The sequence below is a fragment of the Roseibium sp. R5 genome (assembly GCF_055755305.1).
In genome coordinates, this window is record NZ_CM146910.1 from 3,761,126 (window position 1) to 3,781,655 (window position 20,530).

Sequence of the window (20,530 nt, forward strand, 5' to 3'; positions counted from 1 at the left end):
TCAGGATACCAGTCCGCGCAGTTGTTTCATCCAGTTGCTGATATCGCTGGCAACTCTATCGATCGGAAACCGGGAGAGCGGCTCTTCGCTCCACGTGTCATTTGAACACAGTGTTGCTTCGAAGGTTTGTATTTGCGCACATTGTTCCGGCGTCAGCGGCAGTTGCCGAGCAGCTTTCAAGAGAACCAGTTGTTCATGGATCCGCCGCAAAACAGAGAGCGCCGCGCCCATTCTGGCTTTTAGCGCCGGTTCGTCCCGCCAACTTGCGCCGCCAAATACCTCTTGAGTAACCCGTTGCCCTGCTCCGAAACACGTGTAGCTCACACAGCCTGGAAATCCGCGCTCAACCCGTTCCTCAAAGATCTTGCAAGTGTTGTCGGTTTTGAGGTTCGGGCATTCCTCACCGGCCGCCTTGTCCAGACCAAATGACTCGGACTTATCGAACGCAAACACGACGCAGCATAACGCGGCGCAATTTGTGCAATCCGGTTCAAGGTCGATGGGCGCCACTGGCACAAAAGCCCTTTACTTCAGCTAGAAACAAATCGACCGCAGCTTGTTTCCAAACCGCGGTCTGCCAAGATCACTCCCACTCGATCGTGCCCGGAGGTTTTGACGTGATGTCGTAAGTCACGCGGTTGATGCCTTCGACCTCGTTGATGATCCGGGTCGCGGTTTCACCGAGAAACTCGTGGCTGAACGGATAATAGTCAGCGGTCATGCCGTCTACGGAGGTTACGGCACGGAGCGCACAGGCGTAATCGTAAGTCCGGCCATCGCCCATCACGCCGACCGTGCGCACCGGCAGGATCGCTACAAACGCTTGCCATATCTCGTCATACAGGCCGTGCTTGCGGATCTGGTCGATATAGACCGCGTCCGCCTTGCGCAGGATTTCCAGTTTGTCCCGGGTGATCTCCCCCGGGCAGCGAATGGCAAGGCCCGGTCCTGGAAACGGGTGACGACCGATGAAACTCTCCGGCAACCCAAGCTCACGGCCGAGTGCCCTCACCTCGTCCTTGAACAATTCGCGCAGAGGTTCGACCAGTTTCAAACCCATCTTTTCCGGAAGGCCACCGACATTGTGGTGCGATTTGATCGTTACCGACGGCCCGCCTGAGAAGCTGACGCTTTCAATCACATCCGGGTATAGCGTGCCCTGAGCCAAGAACTCCGCGCCTTCAATCTCATTGGCGTGTTTCTGGAACACGTCGATGAACAGCTTGCCAATGATCTTGCGTTTTGTTTCCGGATCGGACTGGCCGTCCAGTTCGCCAAGGAACAGACTGCTCTCGTCGGCGTGGATCAGCGGAATGTTATAGTTGTCCCGGAACATCGAAACCACTTCTTCCGCCTCATTCAGCCGCAACAAACCGTGGTCGACGAAGACACATGTCAACTGATCGCCGATGGCCTCGTGGATCAGGACAGCGGCAACGGAGCTGTCGACACCACCCGACAAACCGCAGATAACTTTCTTGTCGCCGACCTGCTGACGGATCTTTTCGATCGCGTCGTCTTTGTAGGCGCCCATGGTCCAGTCACCGGTGAAACCGGCGAGCTTGACGAAATTCTCGTAAAGCGTCTTGCCGTTCGGCGTGTGGTGCACTTCCGGGTGGAACTGAACGGCGTAGAAGTTCCGGTCCGTGTCCGCGGTGATCGCGTAAGGTGCGTTCGGCGAGGTGCCGAACACCTCGAAACCGGGGGCAAGCTTGGCAACATGATCACCATGGCTCATCCAGACCTGTTCCTTACCCCAGGAAAACCAGCCGTTAAGGATCGACAGATCTGATCCGGCAGGTGTCACGAAGGCTCGGCCGAATTCCGCGGTGCCGCCACCGCCGGAAATCTTGCCGCCGTGCACTTCGCCGCCCAGCTGCTGCATCATCACTTGCTGGCCATAGCAGATACCAAGGATCGGAACACCGATGCTGTATACGCTCTCCGGTGGCCGCGGTGAGCCTTCCCTAGTTACGGAATCCGGCCCGCCGGAGAGGATCACTGCCTTTGGCGCGAACTCGGCCAAAAACGCGTCGGTGACGTTCTGATACGGGTGGATTTCACAGTAGACATTCAGCTCGCGCAAACGGCGGGCGATCAGTTGGGTCACCTGCGAACCGAAGTCGATGATAAGGAGGCGGTCGTGATGATGTGTCATGGCGCGCTTCTACCTGCCTTTTCGCCGAAATTGAACCCGATTCTTGCGCCGCAAACGCTCTCGCACAACATTTTGCCTCTGACTGTACTGCGCACCGATCTGGGAGAAGCTGTGTACGGTTGGATTTGGCGTTTGCTCCGGACTCCCCGCCTGCCCTAGGTTAATGAATCAATAACCAGCCCAACCGAGCATCATGACCGCAGCTGCCCGCGAAATTTACGATCAGGCCCTTGGCTTTGAAGCAAAAGGTGATCTCCTAAGAGCCAAGACCGGCTATTTGCGCGCCAGTGAGATCCTGCCGCATGACACCGATATAGCCTATCGGGCGGCCTCGGCATTGCTGCGGACCGGCGAGCTTGAAGAAGCGCAATCCCGTTTGCGCCGGCTCATCTTTGCCGACCCCAGCCATATCAATGCCCGGTCCAGCCTTGCCAATTGCCAGTTGCTTATGAACGATTTGGAGTTGGCCGAAAGCAATTTTCGGGAGGTTCTGGATCGAGACCCGGACCATAAGAACGCGTTGTTCGGACTGTCCAATCTTCTTTTAAAACGTGAACAGGCGCGGCTTGCAGCACCGTATGCGCAGAGGTTGTCAGCACTGTTACCCAACAGCCCCGCAGCGCAGACTGTTGTGGCTGAGGTTTTGGAGAAGGGCGGACAGGCACCGCAGGCAGTGGCTGCGTATCGGAAACTCCTAAAGAGTGCGCCAAATCATATTCCCGCGCTGCTTGGCCTTGCCCGTACGTTGTTAAAATCAAAGCGCTTCGATGACGTCATATCTTTGGCGGTCAGGGCTGCCGAGCAAGACGCAGACAATTCCGATGCGTTTGACATGCTGAGCCAGGCCTTGGAAGGCCGCGGCGATTTGGAAGATGCTCTTGAGGCCGCTTCGGAAGCACTTCGCCTCGCACCAGATAATACAGATCTACAGACCCGTCTCAGCGTCATTTGCCGCAAGCTCGGTAAGTTCGGCGCAGCGCTTCGTTACGCTCTGCAGGCGTTTGACGCAAATCCGGAAAGCCGCGGCCCGGCAAATGCGCTTGGCGCGGCGCTTGCCGCGTTGAAGTTCCCGAACCAAGCCCGCGCGGTTCTGACTTCGGGCAGCGGCAAAGACCTGGATCCGGAAATACGTGCGCTGGTTGAAAAATTGATCAAGGCATCGGAGGGTGCTGCAAAATCAACCAAGAGCACGTCGGCCAGTGTCGGCAATTCCGGCCATAATGCAGCGCAGAGCCCGGAGCCCGATCAAGAAACAGCGGAAATCAACAACGCAACAGAGACGGCCGCGAACAGCGTTGTCGTCGATGATACGGAAGCAAAACAAACGGAAGCCGGAAACAAGACCGAAGCAATTCAGTCGTCCGGAGACGGTGAAAAACCGAAATTCGGCGCAGGCCCGGACGAACCCTTGCCGAATGTGCTCGGGCTCAGCCGCAGAGACGTGTCCTAAAGGTCTTTACGCAGTCCGCTCCAGGATCGCGATGAAAAAGCCATCCGTCTTGGTGGATGCAGGCGTCAAGGTCAGGTCACCACGCTCGGTGACATAGGCTGGAACTGGCTTGCCCGGAAGCATTGCAGTCCAGGCATCCAGTGCAGAGACAGACGCAAAGTCCGAATTTTCGGAGAGAAACCGGCTGATTTGGTCGGCATTTTCTTCTGGGAGCAACGAGCAAGTTGCGTAGACCAAACGTCCGCCAACCTTCACGTACTCTTTTGCATTATCAAGAACTTTCACCTGATCGTTCATGCGATCGTTGAGCGCCTTTTCCGTCAGTTTCCATTTTGAATCCGGCCGGCGGCGCCAGACACCGGTTCCCGTGCATGGCGCATCAATGAAGACAAGATCCATCTGGCTTTTCAGATCGTCCAGCGTGGAGCTCGCGGGATCACGAACCTGTATGTTGCGGACACCGGCCCGCTGCAGCCGTTCATGGATCGGAGCCAAACGCAAACGATCTGCATCATAGGCGTAGAGCTGACCCTTGTTCTGCATGGCAGCTGCCAGCGCCAGCGTCTTTCCGCCACCGCCGGCACAATAATCCAGTACCTGTTGTCCCGGCTGCGCCCCCGCCAGCAAGGCTGCCAGCTGACTGGCCTCATCCTGAAGATCGAACCAGCCTTTGCGGTAGCCTTCTTCTGCTTGAACATGCGGCATCCGGCCAAGACCGGGCTTTGCTTCAATGCGCATTCCATGCGGCGAAAGTCCGGTTCCTTGAGCGCCTGTGTGGCCAAGCTTCTTCAGAAGTTTTTCGCGATCCGATTTCAGGGTGTTCACCCGCATGTCGACCGGTGCACGCTGCGCCAGAGCCCGGCCTTCCGTAACCGCGTCTCCGCCGAAAACGGCAGTAAATTTCGGCCACAACCATTCCGGCACATCAGCCGCCTGCCACGGCTGCAAATCGTCCGGCACAGGCGCGGCAAGACGGTCTGCCTCAGCGTCGGTCAATGGCTCGGGCGCATGCCGGTCTTCACTCAATACGGTGGTCAGCGCTTCAAGACCTTTGTCCCAGGTCAACACATAGGTCGCCAGTGCCAGTGCACGCGGACTGTCGTCCTGAATTTGAGCTGACAAAGAGGCCCGGTTGCGAAGAGCGTCAAAGACGAGATTGCCGATGACTGTGCGATCTCCCGACCCGGCAAACCGGTGCGCAGATCCCCACTCTTTCAAGGCAACCTGGACCGGCCGATGACGGCGTTCCACTTCGTCCAGGACTTCAATTGCCGCCGCGAGGCGTCCGCCGTCTTTCATTGCTTACCCTTTGAAAAGAGCCGATATCAGACCGGCTCCTTCGATATGTACAGTCGATCAAACGTTTGATGGATAATTCGGGCTCTCGCGCGTGATGGTCACGTCATGCGCGTGACTTTCCCGCAAACCTGCGCCAGAAATTTGGACAAAGCGCGCTTTTTCCTGGAAGTCCTCAATGGTCTTGCCACCGACATAGCCCATGGCTGCACGCAGACCGCCCGCCAATTGGTGCAGGACGCTGCCAAGCATGCCCTTATATGGAACCTGCCCTTCAATGCCTTCAGGGACCAGCTTCAGACTGTCGCGGACTTCGGCCTGGAAGTAACGGTCGGCCGAACCGCGTGCCATAGCGCCTACGGAACCCATGCCGCGATAAGACTTGTAAGACCGGCCCTGATGCAGGTAGACCTCGCCCGGGCTTTCTTCGGTGCCGGCAAGCAGTGAGCCAACCATCACGGAAGCTGCACCGGCTGCAATTGCCTTGGCCAGGTCGCCCGAAAACTTGATGCCGCCATCGGCGACGACCGGAACGCCTTGTTTGTTGGCTTCGTTGACCGACTCAATGATCGCGGTCAGCTGCGGGACGCCGACCCCCGCCACAATCCGCGTTGTACAGATGGATCCAGGACCAATTCCGACCTTCACGGCATCCGCCCCGGCATCTATCAGCGCTTTTGTTGCTTCGGCAGTGGCCACGTTACCGGCCAGAACCTGCACCGAATTAGAGAGTTTTTTGACGCGGTTAACCTGATCAAGAACCTTCTGGGAATGGCCGTGGGCCGTATCGACCACCACCATGTCGACCCCGGCATCGATCAGCCGCTCGGCGCGGGCAAATCCCTCTTCACCAACGCTGGTCGCTGCAGCAACGCGCAAACGCCCTTGGGCATCCTTGGACGCATTCGGGTTGAGCTGGGCCTTCTCCATGTCCTTGACCGTGATCAGGCCGGTGCAGTTGCCGGCATCATCAACAACCAGCAATTTTTCAATGCGGTTTTGGTGGAGCAGGCGTTTGGCTTCGTCTTGTTTGACGTTGTCATTGACCGTTACCAGATTGGAGCTGGTCATCAGCTCACGGATTTTCTGGTCCGGATTGGATGCAAAACGCACATCGCGGTTTGTCAGAATTCCAACGAGCTTTCCGGTCACCTGGCCGCCGGTCCCGCCGTTCTCAACGACTGGAACGCCGGAAATCCCGAACCGTTTCATCAGATCAAGCGCGTCTTGAAGGCTGGCATCCGGTCCGATCACCAGCGGGTTCACTACCATGCCGGATTCGAATTTCTTGACCATGCGGACTTCTTCGGCCTGTTGATCAAGGGAGAGGTTCCGGTGAATGACCCCGATGCCACCGGCTTGAGCCATGGCAATCGCCAGACGGCCTTCGGTGACCGTATCCATGGCCGACGACAGGATCGGAATGTTCAGCTCAAGTTCGCGCGTGACTTTCGTGCGCAGATCAACTTCACCCGGCATGACTTCCGAGTGACCGGGGATCAGCAGCACATCGTCGAAGGTAAGGGCTTGCTGCCCGGTCGATGGGACAAAGAAGGATGCCATTGCCAATTCCCCTGTAAATACAAATTGAGACGCACGCTTTTAGGAGAGCCTGCATCTTGTCGAGTCGCTTCGGCTGTGCCGGAGAAGTTGGCGCGGGTGAATAACATGCAGGTGACAGAATGAAAAGGGCCTGTTCGAACAGGCCCTGCACTTTCCATCTCCGCTGTTTCCAAACACTGCCCTTGAGTTCAGTCTTCAGGCAGGTCGCTGCCGCGAAAACCCTTGGCAATCACATAAAGTTCCGGGCTTTCTTTCCGGCTTGCCGGAGGTTTGAGGTGCGCAACGGATTTGAACTCCCGCTTCAACTCCTGAAGCATGGCGTTCTCGGTCCCACCACGGAACACTTTGGCCAAGAAAGACCCACCGGGAACGAGATTTCGGCGCGCAAAGTCAATCGCGATCTCAAAGAGATGCGTGGTACGCAAATGGTCAGTTTGTTTATGACCCGTTGTCGGCGCCGCCATATCCGACAGGACAACATCCGGTTTGTGTCCGCCGAGCGCTTCCATCAAAGCTGCCGGCGCGTCGTCATCCAGAAAGTCCTTTTTGAGGAATACCGCGCCGCGCACGTGATCCATATCCAGATAGTCTATCCCGACGACCTTTGGAGAATCGACCGTCGACTTCACTCGGTCGACCGCAATCTGACACCAGCCGCCCGGCGCACAGCCCAAGTCCACCACCCTGTACCCGGGTTTCAAGAGCTTGTGCTTGTCGTCGATCTCGATCAGCTTGTAAGCGGCACGGGACCGGTAACCATCAATTTTGGCGCGCCGGACATACGGATCGTTCAGTTGCCGCGAGAGCCAGCGGGTCGACGATTCCCGCCGCCCGGCCGCCGTCTTGACCTTGACGTGCATACCGCGATCGCCAGATCCCCGTTTTTTCGATCCACTCATTGTCTGTTCCTTGGACGGCCACGTCCTTGCCGCGGCCCGTTTTTCCTGCGCGCCCACACACCGTCGGCCGCCATCAACTCGGTCAAGATGCCTTCGCGCAACCCGCGGTCCGCAACGCGCAATCTCGGGCAACTCCAGCGCCGCCGGATGGCCTCCAAAATCGCACAGCCGGCAAGCACCAGGTCGGCCCGGTCTTCGCCGATGCAAGGATTGCTGACGCGCGCCTCATACGGCATGTCGCGCAGCTGATCAATCATACCGCCGACTTGCGTGTCTTCCAGCCAGGTGCCGTCGACGCGCCGGCGGTCGTAGCGCCGGAGCCCAAGATGTACCCCGGCCAGAGTTGTTACCGTACCAGAGGTTCCAAGCATATGAACCTTGCCGCTGGAGATTGCTTCTGAGAGATCATCTGCAAGGTTGAACTCGGCCAAATGATCAGCGGCATCGTCCACCATCGCTTCAAAGATGTCCGGTGTGACATGAACGCCGCCGTGACGCTCGGCCAGATTGACAACACCAACCGGCAAGGAGATCCAGGACCGGATGAACCGCGTCAGCGCATATCCGCGCGCGCCGCATCTGTTGCGCAGATCGAGCCAGACGATTTCAGAAGAGCCACCGCCGATATCAAACAAAATGACACCGTCGGCATCATGATCAACCAGGGATGCACATCCTGCCACGGCAAGCCGTGCTTCGGTTTCCCGATTGACGATTTCCAGCGCGAGGCCGGTCTCAGCCTGAACACGCGAAATAAAGTCTGCCCCGTTTTCGGCCGCCCGGCAGGCCTCCGTTGCGATCAGACGGGACCGTTCGACGCCGCGTTCCGCCAGCTTGCGATGGCACTGGGCCAACGCATCAATGGCGCGGTCCATGGCCGCATCGCCAAGCCGCCGGTGTGCGCCGACCCCTTCCCCGAGCCGCACGATCCGGGAATAGGCATCGACGACGCGAAAACCACGTTCTTCGGGACGCGCGATCAGCAACCGGCAATTGTTCGTTCCAAGATCGAGTGCAGCATAAAGAGGCGCATTGCCGGATGTGTGCACTGGATGACGGCGATGTCCGTTCCGAAGGCCTTCCGGACCGCGCGTGCGCGGACGACGAATAGGTTGCTGCTCACGTCCGGACGGTTCTGGCGGACGCGGTCCTCCGTCCGGCTTGGGCACGCCATTCAAAGGTCTGGTAAGCTGCGGATCCGCTCCGGTCTCAGTTTCAACAGCCGGTGTTTCCTGGTCGGTGTGCGCAGCTTGGCCACGATTCTTTTTAGCCTGCCAACGTTTGCGGCCCCGCCGGTTGGCAGCTTTTTTGCCCTTCGCAGAGGGAGCCCCCTCGGACAGCGGCGCATCTTTCCCAGCGATGGCTGCATTCATATGTGCGTTTGTTTGCGCTTCCGGATTCGCAGTCCCGCTTTGCGCCGACCGCCGGCGGCCGCGCCGCTTTTTCTTCCGATGAGACGGGTTCACCGTCCCAGCATCTTTGATGCCGTTCGCCGTGTTGGCGTCAGCTTGTCTGGTCTGCCCGGCCGCTTGAGAGACACTTGTGGCGTCAGATCCACTCGAAGGAGCTTGGCCGTCGGGCCTGTTGCCCTCCCGACCCTGTGCTCCTGAACCCTGACCGGACCGGTTTTTCCGGCGCCGTCGGTTTCGTCCCTTGCGCTCGTTGAGCGCTGCGTTTTGTCCGGACACATCAGGGGCACGTCGCCCGGATTCGGGCGGTTCCTGACCTGAATGAGTCACGTTTTTGCCTTTCGATGCCTCAGGTATATGCGCGTTTCAGCGCGCCACGCACCCGGAGCAAGTCCTTTAGTTGGGAAAACTGTATCAGGTTGACCGCCGCTCGAAAAGAACCCCGCTTGGCAAATTCTCTAAGAGACGGCAGGCTGTTCTGCAGATGTGCAAGGTCCGCGAACTTTTGTGATCAAAAAGGCTAAAACTTACTCTTGCATTTGAGGGGCGGTTGGATGTATACGCCCCTCACCAATTAAGGCGCTCACCGTGCGCTTCCGCCCGCACCTACCCGCGTGGCTCGGATTGGGGAATAGGTTAACGGTAGACCCGCAGACTCTGACTCTGTTAGTCCTGGTTCGAATCCAGGTTCCCCAGCCAATCAATTACATGTCTCAAAATACACAACTTGACAAAAACGGCTGTTTTCCGCCAATAATCTTGCTCGAATCTTTTACCTCCGGTTGAAATCCCGTAATTCGGGGTAAGAACGGGGTAAAAATTGGGGTAAATTTGGGGTAAGCGCGCCGCGCATATCTGATCGGCGCAGTCATGACCGGGTACAAGCGATATGTCGTAAAACGGGGTGACTGGTATCACTCCCAACGTGCCGTACCGGCCGCTTATAAGTCCGTGGACCGCCGCCGCTGGGTGCGCCAGGCCCTCAAAACCCGAGATTATGCTGAAGCCGTGGTTCGGGCCGGTGAAGTCAACCGCCGCGTTACGGCCTATTGGGCAAGCCTTGTCAAAAGCGGCAGCGCACACAGCAACGACCGGTACCGCGCGGCCATCGATCTAGCGTCGGTGTTTGGCATTGAATACCGGCCCTTTTCCGAAGTGATCCAATTGCCACCGCGAGAATTTGTGCAACGCGCGAGTTTGCTGGCCGATCAAGACCCGGAAAACCCTGCGCATTTCAAAGCGATCTTTGGCACCGAAGACAAACCCCGGATCAAAATGAGCACCCTCTTGGCGGAATATGAGAAGATCGCCAAAGACGAAACAACAGGGAAAAACGCCGATCAATTGCGGGTTTGGCGAAACCCTAGGAAACGCGCTGTCGCCAACTGGATCAAGGTTGTCAGTGATTGCGACATTGATGACATTACGCAATATCAAACCCTGGATTTCCGCGACTGGTGGTTAGAGCGGATCGAAGTTGGAAATCTAAAACCAGGATCGGCCAACAAGGATCTTTCGCATCTCAACAAAATGCACCGGGTCGTGTGCAAGTTTCATCGCATCGATCATATCAAGCCCTTCCAGGACACCTACTTTTCCGAAGGGATTGAAGGCGAAAAATACCCCTTTTCGCGGGACTGGATCGAAACAGGATCTTACCGGGCATCGCGTCCATGAACGATGAAGCGCGGGCGCTTCTCATGATCGTTGCGAGCACCGGCGCGCGGCCATCGGAACCGGCCCGCGCACCGAATGAGAAATTCCGCCTGGACGCGGACATTCCACATTTGATCATTGAGCCCGCCGACAAGGTGAAGATCAAAACCAAATATTCAAAACGGATTGTGCCGCTGTGCGGGTCCGCCCTGGACGGCGCGCGGCTTTTGGTTGGGCTTAAAAAACGCCGCTACATGGACAAAACATCTTCCCTCTCGGCGGTGGTCAACAAGTACCTGTCCGATCACAATTTGCGCGAAACCCCGAACCATAGCTTCTACAGTTTGCGGCACACGTTCCAGGACGGCTTGACGGCCCTGGACGTTCCCGACCGGATGCAAACCGAGCTTATGGGCCACAAATTCGACCGGCCCGTTTATGGCACCGGCCCGACATTGGAACATAAGAAGAAGGTGGTCGAAAAACTGGCTTTCTTTGTTAGCGTTTAACAGCGGCTCGCTATCACCTGCGACCGGTCGACGGCCAGTCCCTACCGGGCGGAAGGGCCATTGGTGTTCAAGACCGCCAGCCGGGTTCAGGGCTACAAGGCGCGGATCCGCTTGCCGTCCTATCTGATGTCTGCGGCGAATAAAGGCCTGGAGGACCCGGACCTTTTCCGCGCTCCGCACCAAGATCGGCTTGGGGCCGGAATGGGCGGAAAGCGGACTTTCGTTGCACTGGCAACGAATGTCGGCAGTGCACAGGCCGCGAGACGACAGACTTACAGCAAGCGAACAGACAAGCGGACACTGGTAGGCAACATGCGATTTCCTCCTTTGGCATAGAGAAGATGTTGACCGGAACAGTGACAAAGATGGGTCCACAGTAGGACAACGTCAAAGGATCTGAAGAGCCAAAAAACTCTTAGAAGGCTGCAATCCGGTCGATGAACCAGACTGCGGAAATGCTGCCGATGAGGTAAGCGGCGCCGACAGAGCCGATATGTCCCGGCGTGCGGATCGCCTTGACCAAGGCCGGCGCAAACAGTTTCAAGAATGCCGCGGTCACCAGGACAACCGCGATAAACAGAATTTGCCCCGCTTCTACACCGAAGTTGAAGGACAAGAGCGCCAATGGGACATCACCTTCCGGCAGTCCGATTTCCGCAAGCGCGCCGGCAAAGCCAAAGCCGTGCAGCAATCCGAAGGTAAACGACACGAGCCAGGGAAACCGTTCGGTGAGACGGTTCTCGCTGCTGTTCCGCTGCAAAAGCTCTGATGCCAGAAACATGATCGACAGGGCGATGACCGCCTCCACCGGAGGCCCGGGCAGAGCGACAACGCCAAACGTGGATATCGCCATTGTCATGCTGTGTGCGATCGTGAAGGCGGTCACCGCCCCGAGCAGCTTCCACTTGCCCTCAATGAGGAGTAGAAGTGCAAAGACGAACAGAAGGTGGTCGATCCCCTCCAGTATGTGATCCACGCCGAGGTTGAAATAGCTGACCAGTATGTCGAGGGCACCAGGATCGGCAGGAATGGAGAAGGCTGGTGCATCGGCCGTCAGGCGATGCGCCGCGCTTTTGCCCGATGAAATCTCATAACGGACAAGCACATCTGTCTGGGTCGCTTCAAGGCCCGGTATGGCCACTTTGCCGCCGGCAAGCCCGCCAGGGCACAAAGTCACCCACTGCGCGACCCATGCCGCGCCATCGAACACTGCGTCCGGTGCCGTGTTGTGTTCGCAGGTGTCTGGAAGCGTAACGCTGATCTCCATTGGGCGTCCGCCGACATCCGGTTTCCGCCACAGCGCACGCCAGCTGTCACCGCCCTGGTGTTGGAGTTCGAGATAACCGGGTTGAAGAGCATGCCCTTGCGCCGGCCCGCTTTCCAGCGCTCCAACCAGCAACAGAAAGAGACAATACAGCACGGCCCTCATTTCGGTGCGGCTCCCGCCCTGATGTCATCTGGATAGGCAATTGAGTATTGCGCCAGCAAGCGTTGATAGTGCGCTTCGACGAAGGCATCCGCTTGCTCTTCTTTCCAGTCCTGTATCAGGCGTTCGCGGACCGCTTCGTAGGCGGGCGTTGCAGCTGGTTCGTGTTCGAAAACCTTGACCAGATGAATTCCATACGCCGATTGAACCGGCCCGCTCCAGGCACCAGGATCCTGCATTTCGATCCGGTCAAAAAAGCCGTCCCCAAACATCCGGTCCACGGCGGCCCGCTGTGTGAGTGGCAATTGCATAGGAAGCATGATGGCCTTTCCCTCAGAATGAGGAGCAGCGCCATTGTTCAGCGCGTCTCGCGCCTCTTTGATCGCGTCATGGCCCGCTGTTTCGCCAAGATAGACCTGTTGGAAACCCAAGGACGGTTCCGTCCTGTACCGCTCGGCGTTGGCGTCCAGATAGCCCATGAGTTGCTGGTCAGACGGCTCGAGACCGGCGGCCGCTGACCTGGTCAAAAAGTCGATCTTCTGCCGCAGCCTCCGGCGGATAACCGTGTCATCGCGATCGAGAGACAGTGCCAGGGCCTCGCGGACGAGAACCTCCTCCCTGATGTGCGCATCGATCAGTTGCTTCAACTCGGTCTCGGTCGGCGCGCGCTGCCAGACTGTCTTGAAGCCCAAAGACAAGCGGTCCAGATCGGTGTCGTCAACCACGATTGTTGCAGCCGGAACGTCCGGACGTTTGTCCGATACGAGCGAATAAAGCCCGAATACGCACCCTCCGATCAGGATAAAATGAACGAGGGGCTGCTTGGCAAAACTTTTCAAAATCATGACTGCGCGGATATGTGGTTGGTCTGAAGTTTATCTGGAACCGGCTTTTGACTGGGCAACGTAGATGGCGACTTGCAATCGAGCGGCAGGTGTCATGTGCAAGGCGTCGTCCATCATGGCTTCCAGGTGCGGACCGATGCTCCAATTGCGTTGGAGTGAGAACTGGCGTGCAACCGTGGCCGCGCCCGCAGGGCGGTTTCGGACAAATCCGATCAATGTCTCTTCAATAGTCCGCTGAAGGTGATCGGATCCCAAATTGCTGTGGATCGCCATCGCTTCCACAACCGCCGCCACCTTGGCCATCGGTTGGTCTTTATCCGACAATAAGAGCCTGCTGAGGTGTTTGATACCGTCTTCACCGTCAACTTCAATCAAGGCCGTTGCAGCAGCGCCCAGACTGCCCGGTGTTGAAGACTGGTGCAGTCGACCAACCTGTTGACGCAGAAAAGGGCCAGCCTCCGGAGCGTCGGTCAAACCTAGGAGCAACATGTTGATAGGCTCATATTGCGCGTCTCTCCAGGACCCAAGAGCCTCCAGCAGTGTTTCGGCGGAAACCGGAACGCGGAGTGTTCTGAGTGTCTCGTAGGGTACACGGTCGATCTCCTGCAGCGCCAGATAGTGAAGCCTTGGATCTTTGTGGTTCAAATAGAGAGACAGGGCCGCGAACCGATCCGGGTGATGTATCTGGTCGCGCCACATCGGAGCCTGACGCATTACTATTTTGACGAGATCCTGCCAATTCTGATCGACATAAGACAAATACCGCCAGTTCCCCTGCCCATCGAGTGAGAGCAAGACACCATGATCCGCGTTGGTCGCGAGCCGCCGCCGCGTGGCCGTATCAACCAGAAAAGGGATTGGCTCTGAATGCGCCGTTCCCTGGAGCACATTTGCGATTTTGAAACGGTGCGCATTGTTCTGGCTCTGGCGGGCAAGAACCAGCGTCTCGCTCTCCAGTATTTTGTCCACCAGGGTTCTGACAGGCTTATAGGTATGGAAGGAACATGCGACCACAGGGTTAGAAAGTGCCGTAGCCAGGAAAGCCAAGACCGCAAGCAACCCTGCTCTGAGCGACTTCGCACACGCCTTGTGTCTCTCACCCACCGTCACTCTAAATGTGCCTCTGGTGTTCATATTGAATGCCAAGATCAAACCGGATTGAAATCCTACTACGCCAACCGTGGATCGTCCAAGCAAACCCGGTAAAGGATTTTCTGCACTACGCGACCGGTCACCTCTTGGACCGTTGCTATGCAGAAAAGACACGCACAGCATCCGTCAACTATTACGTGTTCGGATTGGTTTGAGCACTGAAACATCGCCGTATCGCATAAAGACCCACACACACTCCATGGTGCGGCATGGAAGGCAAAAAACCATAGGCATCCGTGTTACCAAACAAGACTTGAACACGCTCCTCAAAACCAGAAGTCATTGGGGGCCCGACGTCGTACCCGGTGCCGTGGTCCAAAAACCCTGGACCAACACCCAGTCTGTGATACGGTTTTATTTCAGAAGTAAGCTTCCGGTAGGAGACCGATATGAAGGCCACACTGTTTGCGACCGTTTCCTTGGCTTTTCTTGCTGGGTCCGCTTGGGCAACAGACGGGGTACCGAGCGAAGAAGCTGCGGAAGGCACGTTCAAGGCGCCGCCTTTTTCGCCTTACGCCAACCGCACAATCCCGGAACGGCCTCTTTGGGGCGACACGCATCTCCACACTGGTCTTTCACTGGATGCAGGCGCATTTGGCAACACTTTGCTGCCCGATACGGCCTGGCGGTTTGCCAAGGGCGAACAGGTGATTTCATCGACAGGTCAGCCGGTTCGGCTGGCGCGTCCGCTCGACTGGATGGTTCTGACCGACCACACGGATCTGATGGGCTTTGCACCGGACCTACAGGCCGGCAAACCTGGAGTGCTCGCCGATCCGAAAGGTCGCGAATGGTATGAAGGCTATTCGCAGGGCGGAGCGGCGGCTGGAAAGGCCGCCTTTGACCTGATTACCAACTTCTCGCAGATGACGCTTCCGGAACTTTTGCTGGAATCCTACAGTCCGGGCGCGGATGCCTTTTCCTTCACCTGGGAACACATTGTCGATGCGGCGGAGCGGCATAACGATCCGGGCACCTTCACGGCCTTTATCGGCTTTGAATGGACATCTGTTCCCAAGGGTTTCAACCTGCACCGCAACGTGATGCTGCGCGATGGACCGGTGCGGGCCAAACAGGTCGTGCCTCCGGTCACTCAACCTCCCTATGGCGATACAAATCCTGAAAGCCTTTACGAATGGCTGGAGATGTATCAGGCAAAAACCGGCGGACGCGCCGTCGCCTTTGCCCACAATGGCAACCTTTCAAATGGCTGGATGTTCCCGACCGCAGATACCTACCACGGCGGAACAGTTGATCAGGATTATGTTGAGCGGCGCGCGAAGTGGGAACCCCACTACGAAGTCACGCAGATCAAGGGCGATGGCGAAGCGCATCCGGCGCTGAGCCCGGAGGACACTTTCGCCGATTATGAAAACTGGGATGTTGGCAATCTCGATCTGACCGAGTTGAAAACCGAAGACATGCTGGCCGGTGAATATGCCCGCGAGGCGCTGAAACGCGGTTTGATGCTGGAAGAGAAATTCGGCGTAAACCCCTACAAGTTCGGCATGGGCGGTGCCACGGACAGTCACACGGCCCTGGCAACGGCCGAAGAAGAGAATTTCTTCAGCAAATCGGTCAGCGTGGAACCGTCGCCAACCCGCATACAGCACCCCTTCGTCAAAAGTGATCTGGGGGAGATCCCGGGCCATCTCATGGTGGCATCGGGATACACAGCAGTCTGGGCGACAGAAAACACCCGGGCGGCGATTTTCGATGCATTCAAACGGCGCGAAACCTATGCCACGACGGGACCGCGCATCGGTCTGCGGTTCTTTGGCGGGTGGGAATATACCGACGATGACTTGCGCACGCGCATGCCAGCCGAGGCTGGATACGCCAAGGGTGTTCCGATGGGCGGCGATTTGCGCCTTCGAACGGGGGATGGCGCGCCGAGTTTCATGATCTATGCGTTGCGCGATCCTGTCGGTGCCAATCTGGACCGGCTTCAGGTTGTCAAAGGATGGCTGGACAGTGACGGACTACTTCAGGAAAACGTCTACGACGTGGCCTGGTCGGGCGAGCGGGATGCCGATGCAGACGGGAATGTTCCTGCCGTTGGGACGACAGTAGATCTTGAGACAGCGAGCTGGACAAACACCATCGGGGCTTCGGAACTCGCGACGGTCTGGACCGACCCGGATTTCGATCCCGCGGAGCGCGCGTTCTATTACGTTCGTGTTCTTGAAATTCCGACCCCGCGGTGGGTGGTCTATGACAAGGTCCGCTTCGGCATTGACTTGCCACAGGATGCGAGGCTGACGCACCAGGAACGGGCCTACTCGTCCCCCATCTGGTACACGCCTGAAGGATAACAGCGCGCGTTTCAGTGGGCCCGCATTGGATTAACTGGCTGCCGCTAGGGTCGTAAGCAGGGCTTTAGACAGACGCTCGAATTACGGATTGCTGACGTTTTCCAGATTTTACTGCTTTGGAGTTTAACGTCTGCTTCCAGAACACTCTGAAGTTGGGGCCAGTCGGAGTGCCCACTCCTCTCCAATCGATTAAATGTCGGCTTCGGGCCGTTTTTACCTCTAAACGATCTTGTTTGTTTTGATACACTTTGTGTTTGGGCCGGTTTTAACCGGCCCTTCTGATCAGATCTCAACGCCCTCCGAGATCGAAAGCGCATCCTCAAGGTCAACGCCAAGGTAACGTACGGTGCTATCCATCTTCGTGTGGCCAAGAAGCAATTGGACGGCCCGCAAGTTGCCGGTCTTCTTGTATATCTGAGCAACCTTGGTTCGACGCATCGAATGGGTTCCATAGGCACTGGGTTCCAATCCGATCGACTTCACCCAGTCTTTGAGCAGACGCGCATATTGCCGGGTCGAGATATGGGGGCGGTCATGAAACCGGCCGGGCCATAGATACTCATGCTCGATCATCATTGGGTGAGAGATCCACTGCAGGAGGGATTTTCGGGTCCCATCGCAGATTTCAAACCGGACAGGTGTTTTCGTTTTGCGTTGAACAATCGACACCCGTTCTTTGACTGCGCCTGCAGCGAAGACATCCACAACCCGGAGACTGACCAGGTCGCATCCTCTCAGCTTGCTGTCGATGGCGAGATTAAAGAGCGCCAAATCGCGGACGGCCCCCGCCAACTCCAAACGTACCCGAATGGCCCAAACGTGTTTTGGCAGAAGCGGGCGCTTCTGACCTAGCAGCCGACCTTTGTTCCATGTCTTCCGAGCCGGAATGATCATGGGTAGATTTGAGCAGGACATAGCTGTCTCCTTGACCGCTCCATCCCGCCTCAACGTTCAAGACATTTGAACGACCGAGCATACAAAAAGCGCCGCCAGAATTGAAAATTTCGGCCCATTGCCGCCATTAGTGCCGGGTGCAGCGAACGTCTGCTTTACACCGAATGCCTTATGGTTCGCTGCTCAGTTGAACGTGAAATAAAATTGTTACCGTCACGAAAAAACAGAAGGGATCTAAGGTCGGCTCAGCTGATGCCTTGTATATCGAAAAGGGACGCAATCCTGCGCCCCTTTCGGTATCCCATCAATATTGTCTTGAAGACTACGCTGCCCTGACTTCCGATAGGAAGGTCTCGATTGTTCCGCGCATATCTTCCGCCTGCCGCGCAAGTTGCGCCGAGGCCTGAAGCACGCTGTGCGCGGCGGTATCGGTCTCCTTGGCCGCTCCCGACACCTTGGTGATCTGTTCGCTCACAATAGTCGTGCCCCGGGACGCCTGATCCACGTTAGAGGCGATCTCGCCGGTGGCGGAGGTCTGCTGATCCACCGCCGCGGCAATCGTCGAGGCCACGGTATTCATTTCCTCGATGATTTCGCCGATCGCCTGGATGCCGCCGACCGCGTCGCGGGTTTCGGACTGGATCGCGGAAATCTTTTGCGAGATCTCCTCCGTGGCCTTGCCAGTCTGGCTAGCCAGTTCCTTGACCTCCGCGGCAACGACCGCGAAGCCCTTGCCAGCCTCTCCGGCACGCGCCGCCTCGATCGTGGCGTTCAGCGCAAGAAGGTTCGTCTGTTCGGCGATGTTCTGGATCAGGTTGATCACCTCGCCGATATCCTCGGCCACGGTCGCCAGTCCGCCGATCTGGGAATTGGTCTTCTTCGCTTCGGACGAAGCCTTGTCGGCAATACCCGACGAGTGGGCGACCTGCTGGCTGACCTCCTGGAGCGAGGCTGCCAGTTCCTCTGTCGCGCTGGCGACCGTCTGGACGTTTGTCGTCGCTTCCTCAGCGGCCGCGGCCACGTCGCTGGCCTGGCCGCTGGTGTCCTGGGCTGTCTGGGTCATCTGGGTGGCGGTCGATTGCATGGAGACCGTAGCGGTCTTGACCGTGTCCAGCATTGCGCTGATCTGGTCGCCGAAATCTGTCAGAAGCCCGGCAATGCGCGCGTTGCGTTGCTCGCGCTCCGCCTGTTCCGCTTCCTGGCGCGCGGCCAGGTCCTGGCGCTCGACCACCGCATCGCGGAAGCCCGCGACGGATTTGGCAACGGCGCCGATTTCGTCCGACCGCTGCGCTTCGGCGAACTCGACCGACGTGTCGCCCTCGGCTAGCCGACGGGCATCGCCGACGAGACGGGCCAGCGGACGGGTAATCCCGAAGGAGATGAAGATGGCCAGGCCAACCGCCAACACGAAGGCGAAAGCGGACGCTCCGGCGATCTGCCACTCCGCCATGCCCGCTTCTTGAATCGTCCTCTGCCCGAGAGCCCGGTTGTCAGCGACCGCGCTATCCTTCATCTCGGCCGCCCAGCCGTTGACGTCATAGCCGGTCTTGTCGAGAATATCCTGCCGGATCACGTTGCGCTCCGAAATGATGTCGTGAACCCGTTGCGCGGCAGAACCATATTCGGCAATCATCGGCATCGTGTCTTTTAGAAGCGCCTTGCGTTCAGAATTCCCTATGTTGGCATCCAGCTGTCCAAGTTCCCGCTCCACATGGGCCATTTCTTCCTTGGCGCGGTCGAAATCGGCGTCTTTATTGGAGGCCAGATACTTCAGGACATAGAGGCGGACTAGCAGAAAGTCCTGAGCGGTGCGCGCCGCTAGGTTGGCGGTCTCGTAATCGCCGTCACGGGTCGCTGTCTCGTTGATCGAAGACAGGTTCTTGCGCGCCTTGGGTCCGATTGCATCGAGCTTTTCGGTCACGAGAGCGTCGCGCTCTTTGTAAAGCGTAACCACCTTTTCGAGACCGACGGTAAAGTCGCCATACCGGTCTTGATCTTGCGTAAAAGTTCGACCCGTGCCGGATTGCGGATCTCATCCTCGGCTACCTTGATGCCCTCACCCATCTGGCGGATGAACTCGCCCGCTGACTGAAGCGCCTCATCGGAACGCGTCCTGATGTAGTTGTTCGTGTTTAACAGGACCTTCGCCATGTCAGCATTCAATTCGGACGCTAGCAGCGCGTCGCCGCTCATATCCTCCAAAGCTGCTATATCCTCGACGACAACGGCTAGGCTGATATATGCCCACGCGCCCAACGAGGCGACAAAGAGCGCGAGAAGACCAAAACCAAACACGATTCGTTGCTGTACAGTCATAAGCTAAGAACCCCTCATCCCTTTCCGGGGGATTAGTAAGTCCTCAAGCTTTAAAACTACTTAAAGTAATTTTTACGTAATTTTATCAAAATTCAAAATGCTGAACTGCTTACCTTTGATTGCAATTATCGATGTAAAGATAGGAAGAGTGCAATGCGAATGACTTCAAATAACACTGAGACAGAAGTAAAGTATTTAGCCGTCTAATGTATAGAATAACGGCAGATTTGCGAAATTTAGTGGGGGCGGTGTCGATCCGGTAGCGCTCCATACGAGCCAGAAAGATGGAATGACAATGCCGATGTGCTGCCGATGGTGCAAATCGCATTCAAGCCAGTTAACGGCCAAATCGCTGAGCCGTAATTTCTGGTCATTCGTTCCCTCTGCAGCGAAGGCCCGAAAACCGCCCCGCCAAGAAGTCCGAGAGGACATTTCGGATCAAACCGGTTTGAAAAGTAACGATGAAAGCCTAGGGCAAAATGCCGGCACCAAAATGGGAGATTGCAATTGAGGGCTTCAGTCACAAAGCTGTTGGTTTTGGCCAGATTTTTTTGCGAGCTCTGAAAACGTTAAGGATTTTTAACACTTGGCTGCGGGATGATTGCGACTCAGTGAAACAACCTTGTCTGCAGCTATCAGGAA

17 protein-coding genes and 1 tRNA gene are annotated in these 20,530 nt (G+C 57.1%); 6 read left to right on the top strand and 12 right to left on the bottom strand.

Annotated elements, in window-relative coordinates; genetic code table 11:
* Positions 1 to 453, bottom strand: coding sequence for a hypothetical protein (locus AC0J4F_RS17670; protein ID WP_133947507.1), 453 nt, complete (start codon positions 451 to 453; stop codon positions 1 to 3).
* 130 nt (positions 454 to 583) lie between these two features.
* Positions 584 to 2,158 (bottom strand): glutamine-hydrolyzing GMP synthase, encoded by a 1,575-nt coding sequence (gene guaA / locus AC0J4F_RS17675; protein ID WP_473024194.1) that lies wholly within the window; start codon positions 2,156 to 2,158, stop codon positions 584 to 586.
* Between the two features lie 193 nt (positions 2,159 to 2,351).
* Between guaA and AC0J4F_RS17680 the strand changes: the two genes are divergently transcribed.
* On the top strand, positions 2,352 to 3,608 hold the full coding sequence (locus tag AC0J4F_RS17680; protein ID WP_473024195.1) for a tetratricopeptide repeat protein: 1,257 nt from the start codon (positions 2,352 to 2,354) through the stop codon (positions 3,606 to 3,608).
* 6 nt (positions 3,609 to 3,614) lie between these two features.
* Here the strand turns inward: AC0J4F_RS17680 and AC0J4F_RS17685 are convergent, their stop codons facing one another.
* From AC0J4F_RS17685 to AC0J4F_RS17700, 4 genes are all read right to left on the bottom strand, one after another.
* Positions 3,615 to 4,907 (bottom strand): RsmB/NOP family class I SAM-dependent RNA methyltransferase, encoded by a 1,293-nt coding sequence (locus AC0J4F_RS17685; protein ID WP_473024196.1) that lies wholly within the window; start codon positions 4,905 to 4,907, stop codon positions 3,615 to 3,617.
* A gap of 57 nt (positions 4,908 to 4,964) precedes the next feature.
* The gene (guaB, locus tag AC0J4F_RS17690) at positions 4,965 to 6,467 is read right to left on the bottom strand and encodes an IMP dehydrogenase (RefSeq protein ID WP_133947515.1); all 1,503 of its coding nucleotides are present in this window, start codon (positions 6,465 to 6,467) and stop codon (positions 4,965 to 4,967) included.
* 188 nt (positions 6,468 to 6,655) lie between these two features.
* A complete protein-coding gene (locus AC0J4F_RS17695) occupies positions 6,656 to 7,366 on the bottom strand; it encodes an RlmE family RNA methyltransferase (RefSeq protein WP_209175734.1) in 711 nt (236 codons plus the stop codon).
* A complete protein-coding gene (locus tag AC0J4F_RS17700) occupies positions 7,363 to 8,739 on the bottom strand; it encodes a Ppx/GppA phosphatase family protein (protein WP_473024197.1) in 1,377 nt (458 codons plus the stop codon). Before AC0J4F_RS17700 ends, AC0J4F_RS17695 begins: the two co-directional genes overlap by 4 nt.
* A gap of 661 nt (positions 8,740 to 9,400) precedes the next feature.
* On the opposite strand from AC0J4F_RS17700, the gene AC0J4F_RS17705 reads away from it, so the two are divergent.
* The 4 genes from AC0J4F_RS17705 (at position 9,401) to AC0J4F_RS17720 (ending at position 11,276) form a co-directional block, all read left to right on the top strand.
* Positions 9,401 to 9,474, top strand: a tRNA-Gln gene (locus tag AC0J4F_RS17705).
* Between the two features lie 171 nt (positions 9,475 to 9,645).
* Positions 9,646 to 10,452 carry a DUF6538 domain-containing protein gene (locus tag AC0J4F_RS17710; RefSeq protein ID WP_473024198.1) on the top strand — a complete coding sequence of 269 codons (807 nt, stop codon included), beginning with the start codon at positions 9,646 to 9,648 and terminating at the stop codon, positions 10,450 to 10,452.
* Positions 10,449 to 10,940, top strand: coding sequence for a site-specific integrase (locus tag AC0J4F_RS17715; RefSeq protein WP_473024199.1), 492 nt, complete (start codon positions 10,449 to 10,451; stop codon positions 10,938 to 10,940). Before AC0J4F_RS17710 ends, AC0J4F_RS17715 begins: the two co-directional genes overlap by 4 nt.
* A gap of 63 nt (positions 10,941 to 11,003) precedes the next feature.
* Positions 11,004 to 11,276, top strand: a complete 273-nt coding sequence (locus AC0J4F_RS17720; RefSeq protein WP_473024200.1) for a hypothetical protein — start codon at positions 11,004 to 11,006, stop codon at positions 11,274 to 11,276.
* A 79-nt stretch (positions 11,277 to 11,355) separates the two neighbouring features.
* On the opposite strand, the gene AC0J4F_RS17725 is transcribed toward AC0J4F_RS17720, so the two are convergent.
* Genes AC0J4F_RS17725 through AC0J4F_RS17735 form a run of 3 tightly spaced genes read right to left on the bottom strand, consistent with a single transcriptional unit; the run spans position 11,356 to position 14,180 of the window.
* On the bottom strand, positions 11,356 to 12,369 hold the full coding sequence (locus tag AC0J4F_RS17725) for a HupE/UreJ family protein (protein WP_473024201.1): 1,014 nt from the start codon (positions 12,367 to 12,369) through the stop codon (positions 11,356 to 11,358).
* Entirely contained in the window at positions 12,366 to 13,211 is an 846-nt protein-coding gene (locus tag AC0J4F_RS17730; protein WP_473024202.1) for a peptidylprolyl isomerase, read from the bottom strand. The genes AC0J4F_RS17725 and AC0J4F_RS17730 overlap by 4 nt, the downstream gene beginning before the upstream one ends.
* A 30-nt stretch (positions 13,212 to 13,241) precedes the next feature.
* Positions 13,242 to 14,180, bottom strand: coding sequence for a hypothetical protein (locus tag AC0J4F_RS17735; protein ID WP_133949993.1), 939 nt, complete (start codon positions 14,178 to 14,180; stop codon positions 13,242 to 13,244).
* A 572-nt stretch (positions 14,181 to 14,752) separates the two neighbouring features.
* Here AC0J4F_RS17735 and AC0J4F_RS17740 point away from each other — a divergent pair.
* Entirely contained in the window at positions 14,753 to 16,678 is a 1,926-nt protein-coding gene (locus AC0J4F_RS17740) for a DUF3604 domain-containing protein (RefSeq protein WP_133949991.1), read from the top strand.
* Between the two features lie 282 nt (positions 16,679 to 16,960).
* Here AC0J4F_RS17740 and AC0J4F_RS17745 read toward each other — a convergent pair whose 3' ends face one another.
* From AC0J4F_RS17745 to AC0J4F_RS17755, 3 genes are all read right to left on the bottom strand, one after another.
* Entirely contained in the window at positions 16,961 to 17,593 is a 633-nt protein-coding gene (locus AC0J4F_RS17745) for a tyrosine-type recombinase/integrase (RefSeq protein ID WP_133949989.1), read from the bottom strand.
* 301 nt (positions 17,594 to 17,894) lie between these two features.
* Entirely contained in the window at positions 17,895 to 19,493 is a 1,599-nt protein-coding gene (locus tag AC0J4F_RS17750; RefSeq protein WP_473024203.1) for a methyl-accepting chemotaxis protein, read from the bottom strand.
* Positions 19,490 to 19,888, bottom strand: a complete 399-nt coding sequence (locus AC0J4F_RS17755) for an MCP four helix bundle domain-containing protein (RefSeq protein WP_473024204.1) — start codon at positions 19,886 to 19,888, stop codon at positions 19,490 to 19,492. Before AC0J4F_RS17755 ends, AC0J4F_RS17750 begins: the two co-directional genes overlap by 4 nt.
* Between the last annotated feature and the right edge of the window lie 642 nt (positions 19,889 to 20,530).

Coding starts and splice junctions, on each gene's coding strand:
- guaA (WP_473024194.1), bottom strand. CDS start 2,158: ATGACACATCATCACGACCGCCTCCTTATCATCGACTTCGGTTCGCAG.
- AC0J4F_RS17680 (WP_473024195.1), top strand. CDS start 2,352: ATGACCGCAGCTGCCCGCGAAATTTACGATCAGGCCCTTGGCTTTGAA.
- AC0J4F_RS17685 (WP_473024196.1), bottom strand. CDS start 4,907: ATGAAAGACGGCGGACGCCTCGCGGCGGCAATTGAAGTCCTGGACGAA.
- guaB (WP_133947515.1), bottom strand. CDS start 6,467: ATGGCATCCTTCTTTGTCCCATCGACCGGGCAGCAAGCCCTTACCTTC.
- AC0J4F_RS17695 (WP_209175734.1), bottom strand. CDS start 7,366: ATGAGTGGATCGAAAAAACGGGGATCTGGCGATCGCGGTATGCACGTC.
- AC0J4F_RS17700 (WP_473024197.1), bottom strand. CDS start 8,739: ATGAATGCAGCCATCGCTGGGAAAGATGCGCCGCTGTCCGAGGGGGCT.
- AC0J4F_RS17710 (WP_473024198.1), top strand. CDS start 9,646: ATGACCGGGTACAAGCGATATGTCGTAAAACGGGGTGACTGGTATCAC.
- AC0J4F_RS17715 (WP_473024199.1), top strand. CDS start 10,449: ATGAACGATGAAGCGCGGGCGCTTCTCATGATCGTTGCGAGCACCGGC.
- AC0J4F_RS17725 (WP_473024201.1), bottom strand. CDS start 12,369: ATGAGGGCCGTGCTGTATTGTCTCTTTCTGTTGCTGGTTGGAGCGCTG.
- AC0J4F_RS17730 (WP_473024202.1), bottom strand. CDS start 13,211: ATGATTTTGAAAAGTTTTGCCAAGCAGCCCCTCGTTCATTTTATCCTG.
- AC0J4F_RS17740 (WP_133949991.1), top strand. CDS start 14,753: ATGAAGGCCACACTGTTTGCGACCGTTTCCTTGGCTTTTCTTGCTGGG.
- AC0J4F_RS17745 (WP_133949989.1), bottom strand. CDS start 17,593: ATGTCCTGCTCAAATCTACCCATGATCATTCCGGCTCGGAAGACATGG.
- AC0J4F_RS17755 (WP_473024204.1), bottom strand. CDS start 19,888: ATGACTGTACAGCAACGAATCGTGTTTGGTTTTGGTCTTCTCGCGCTC.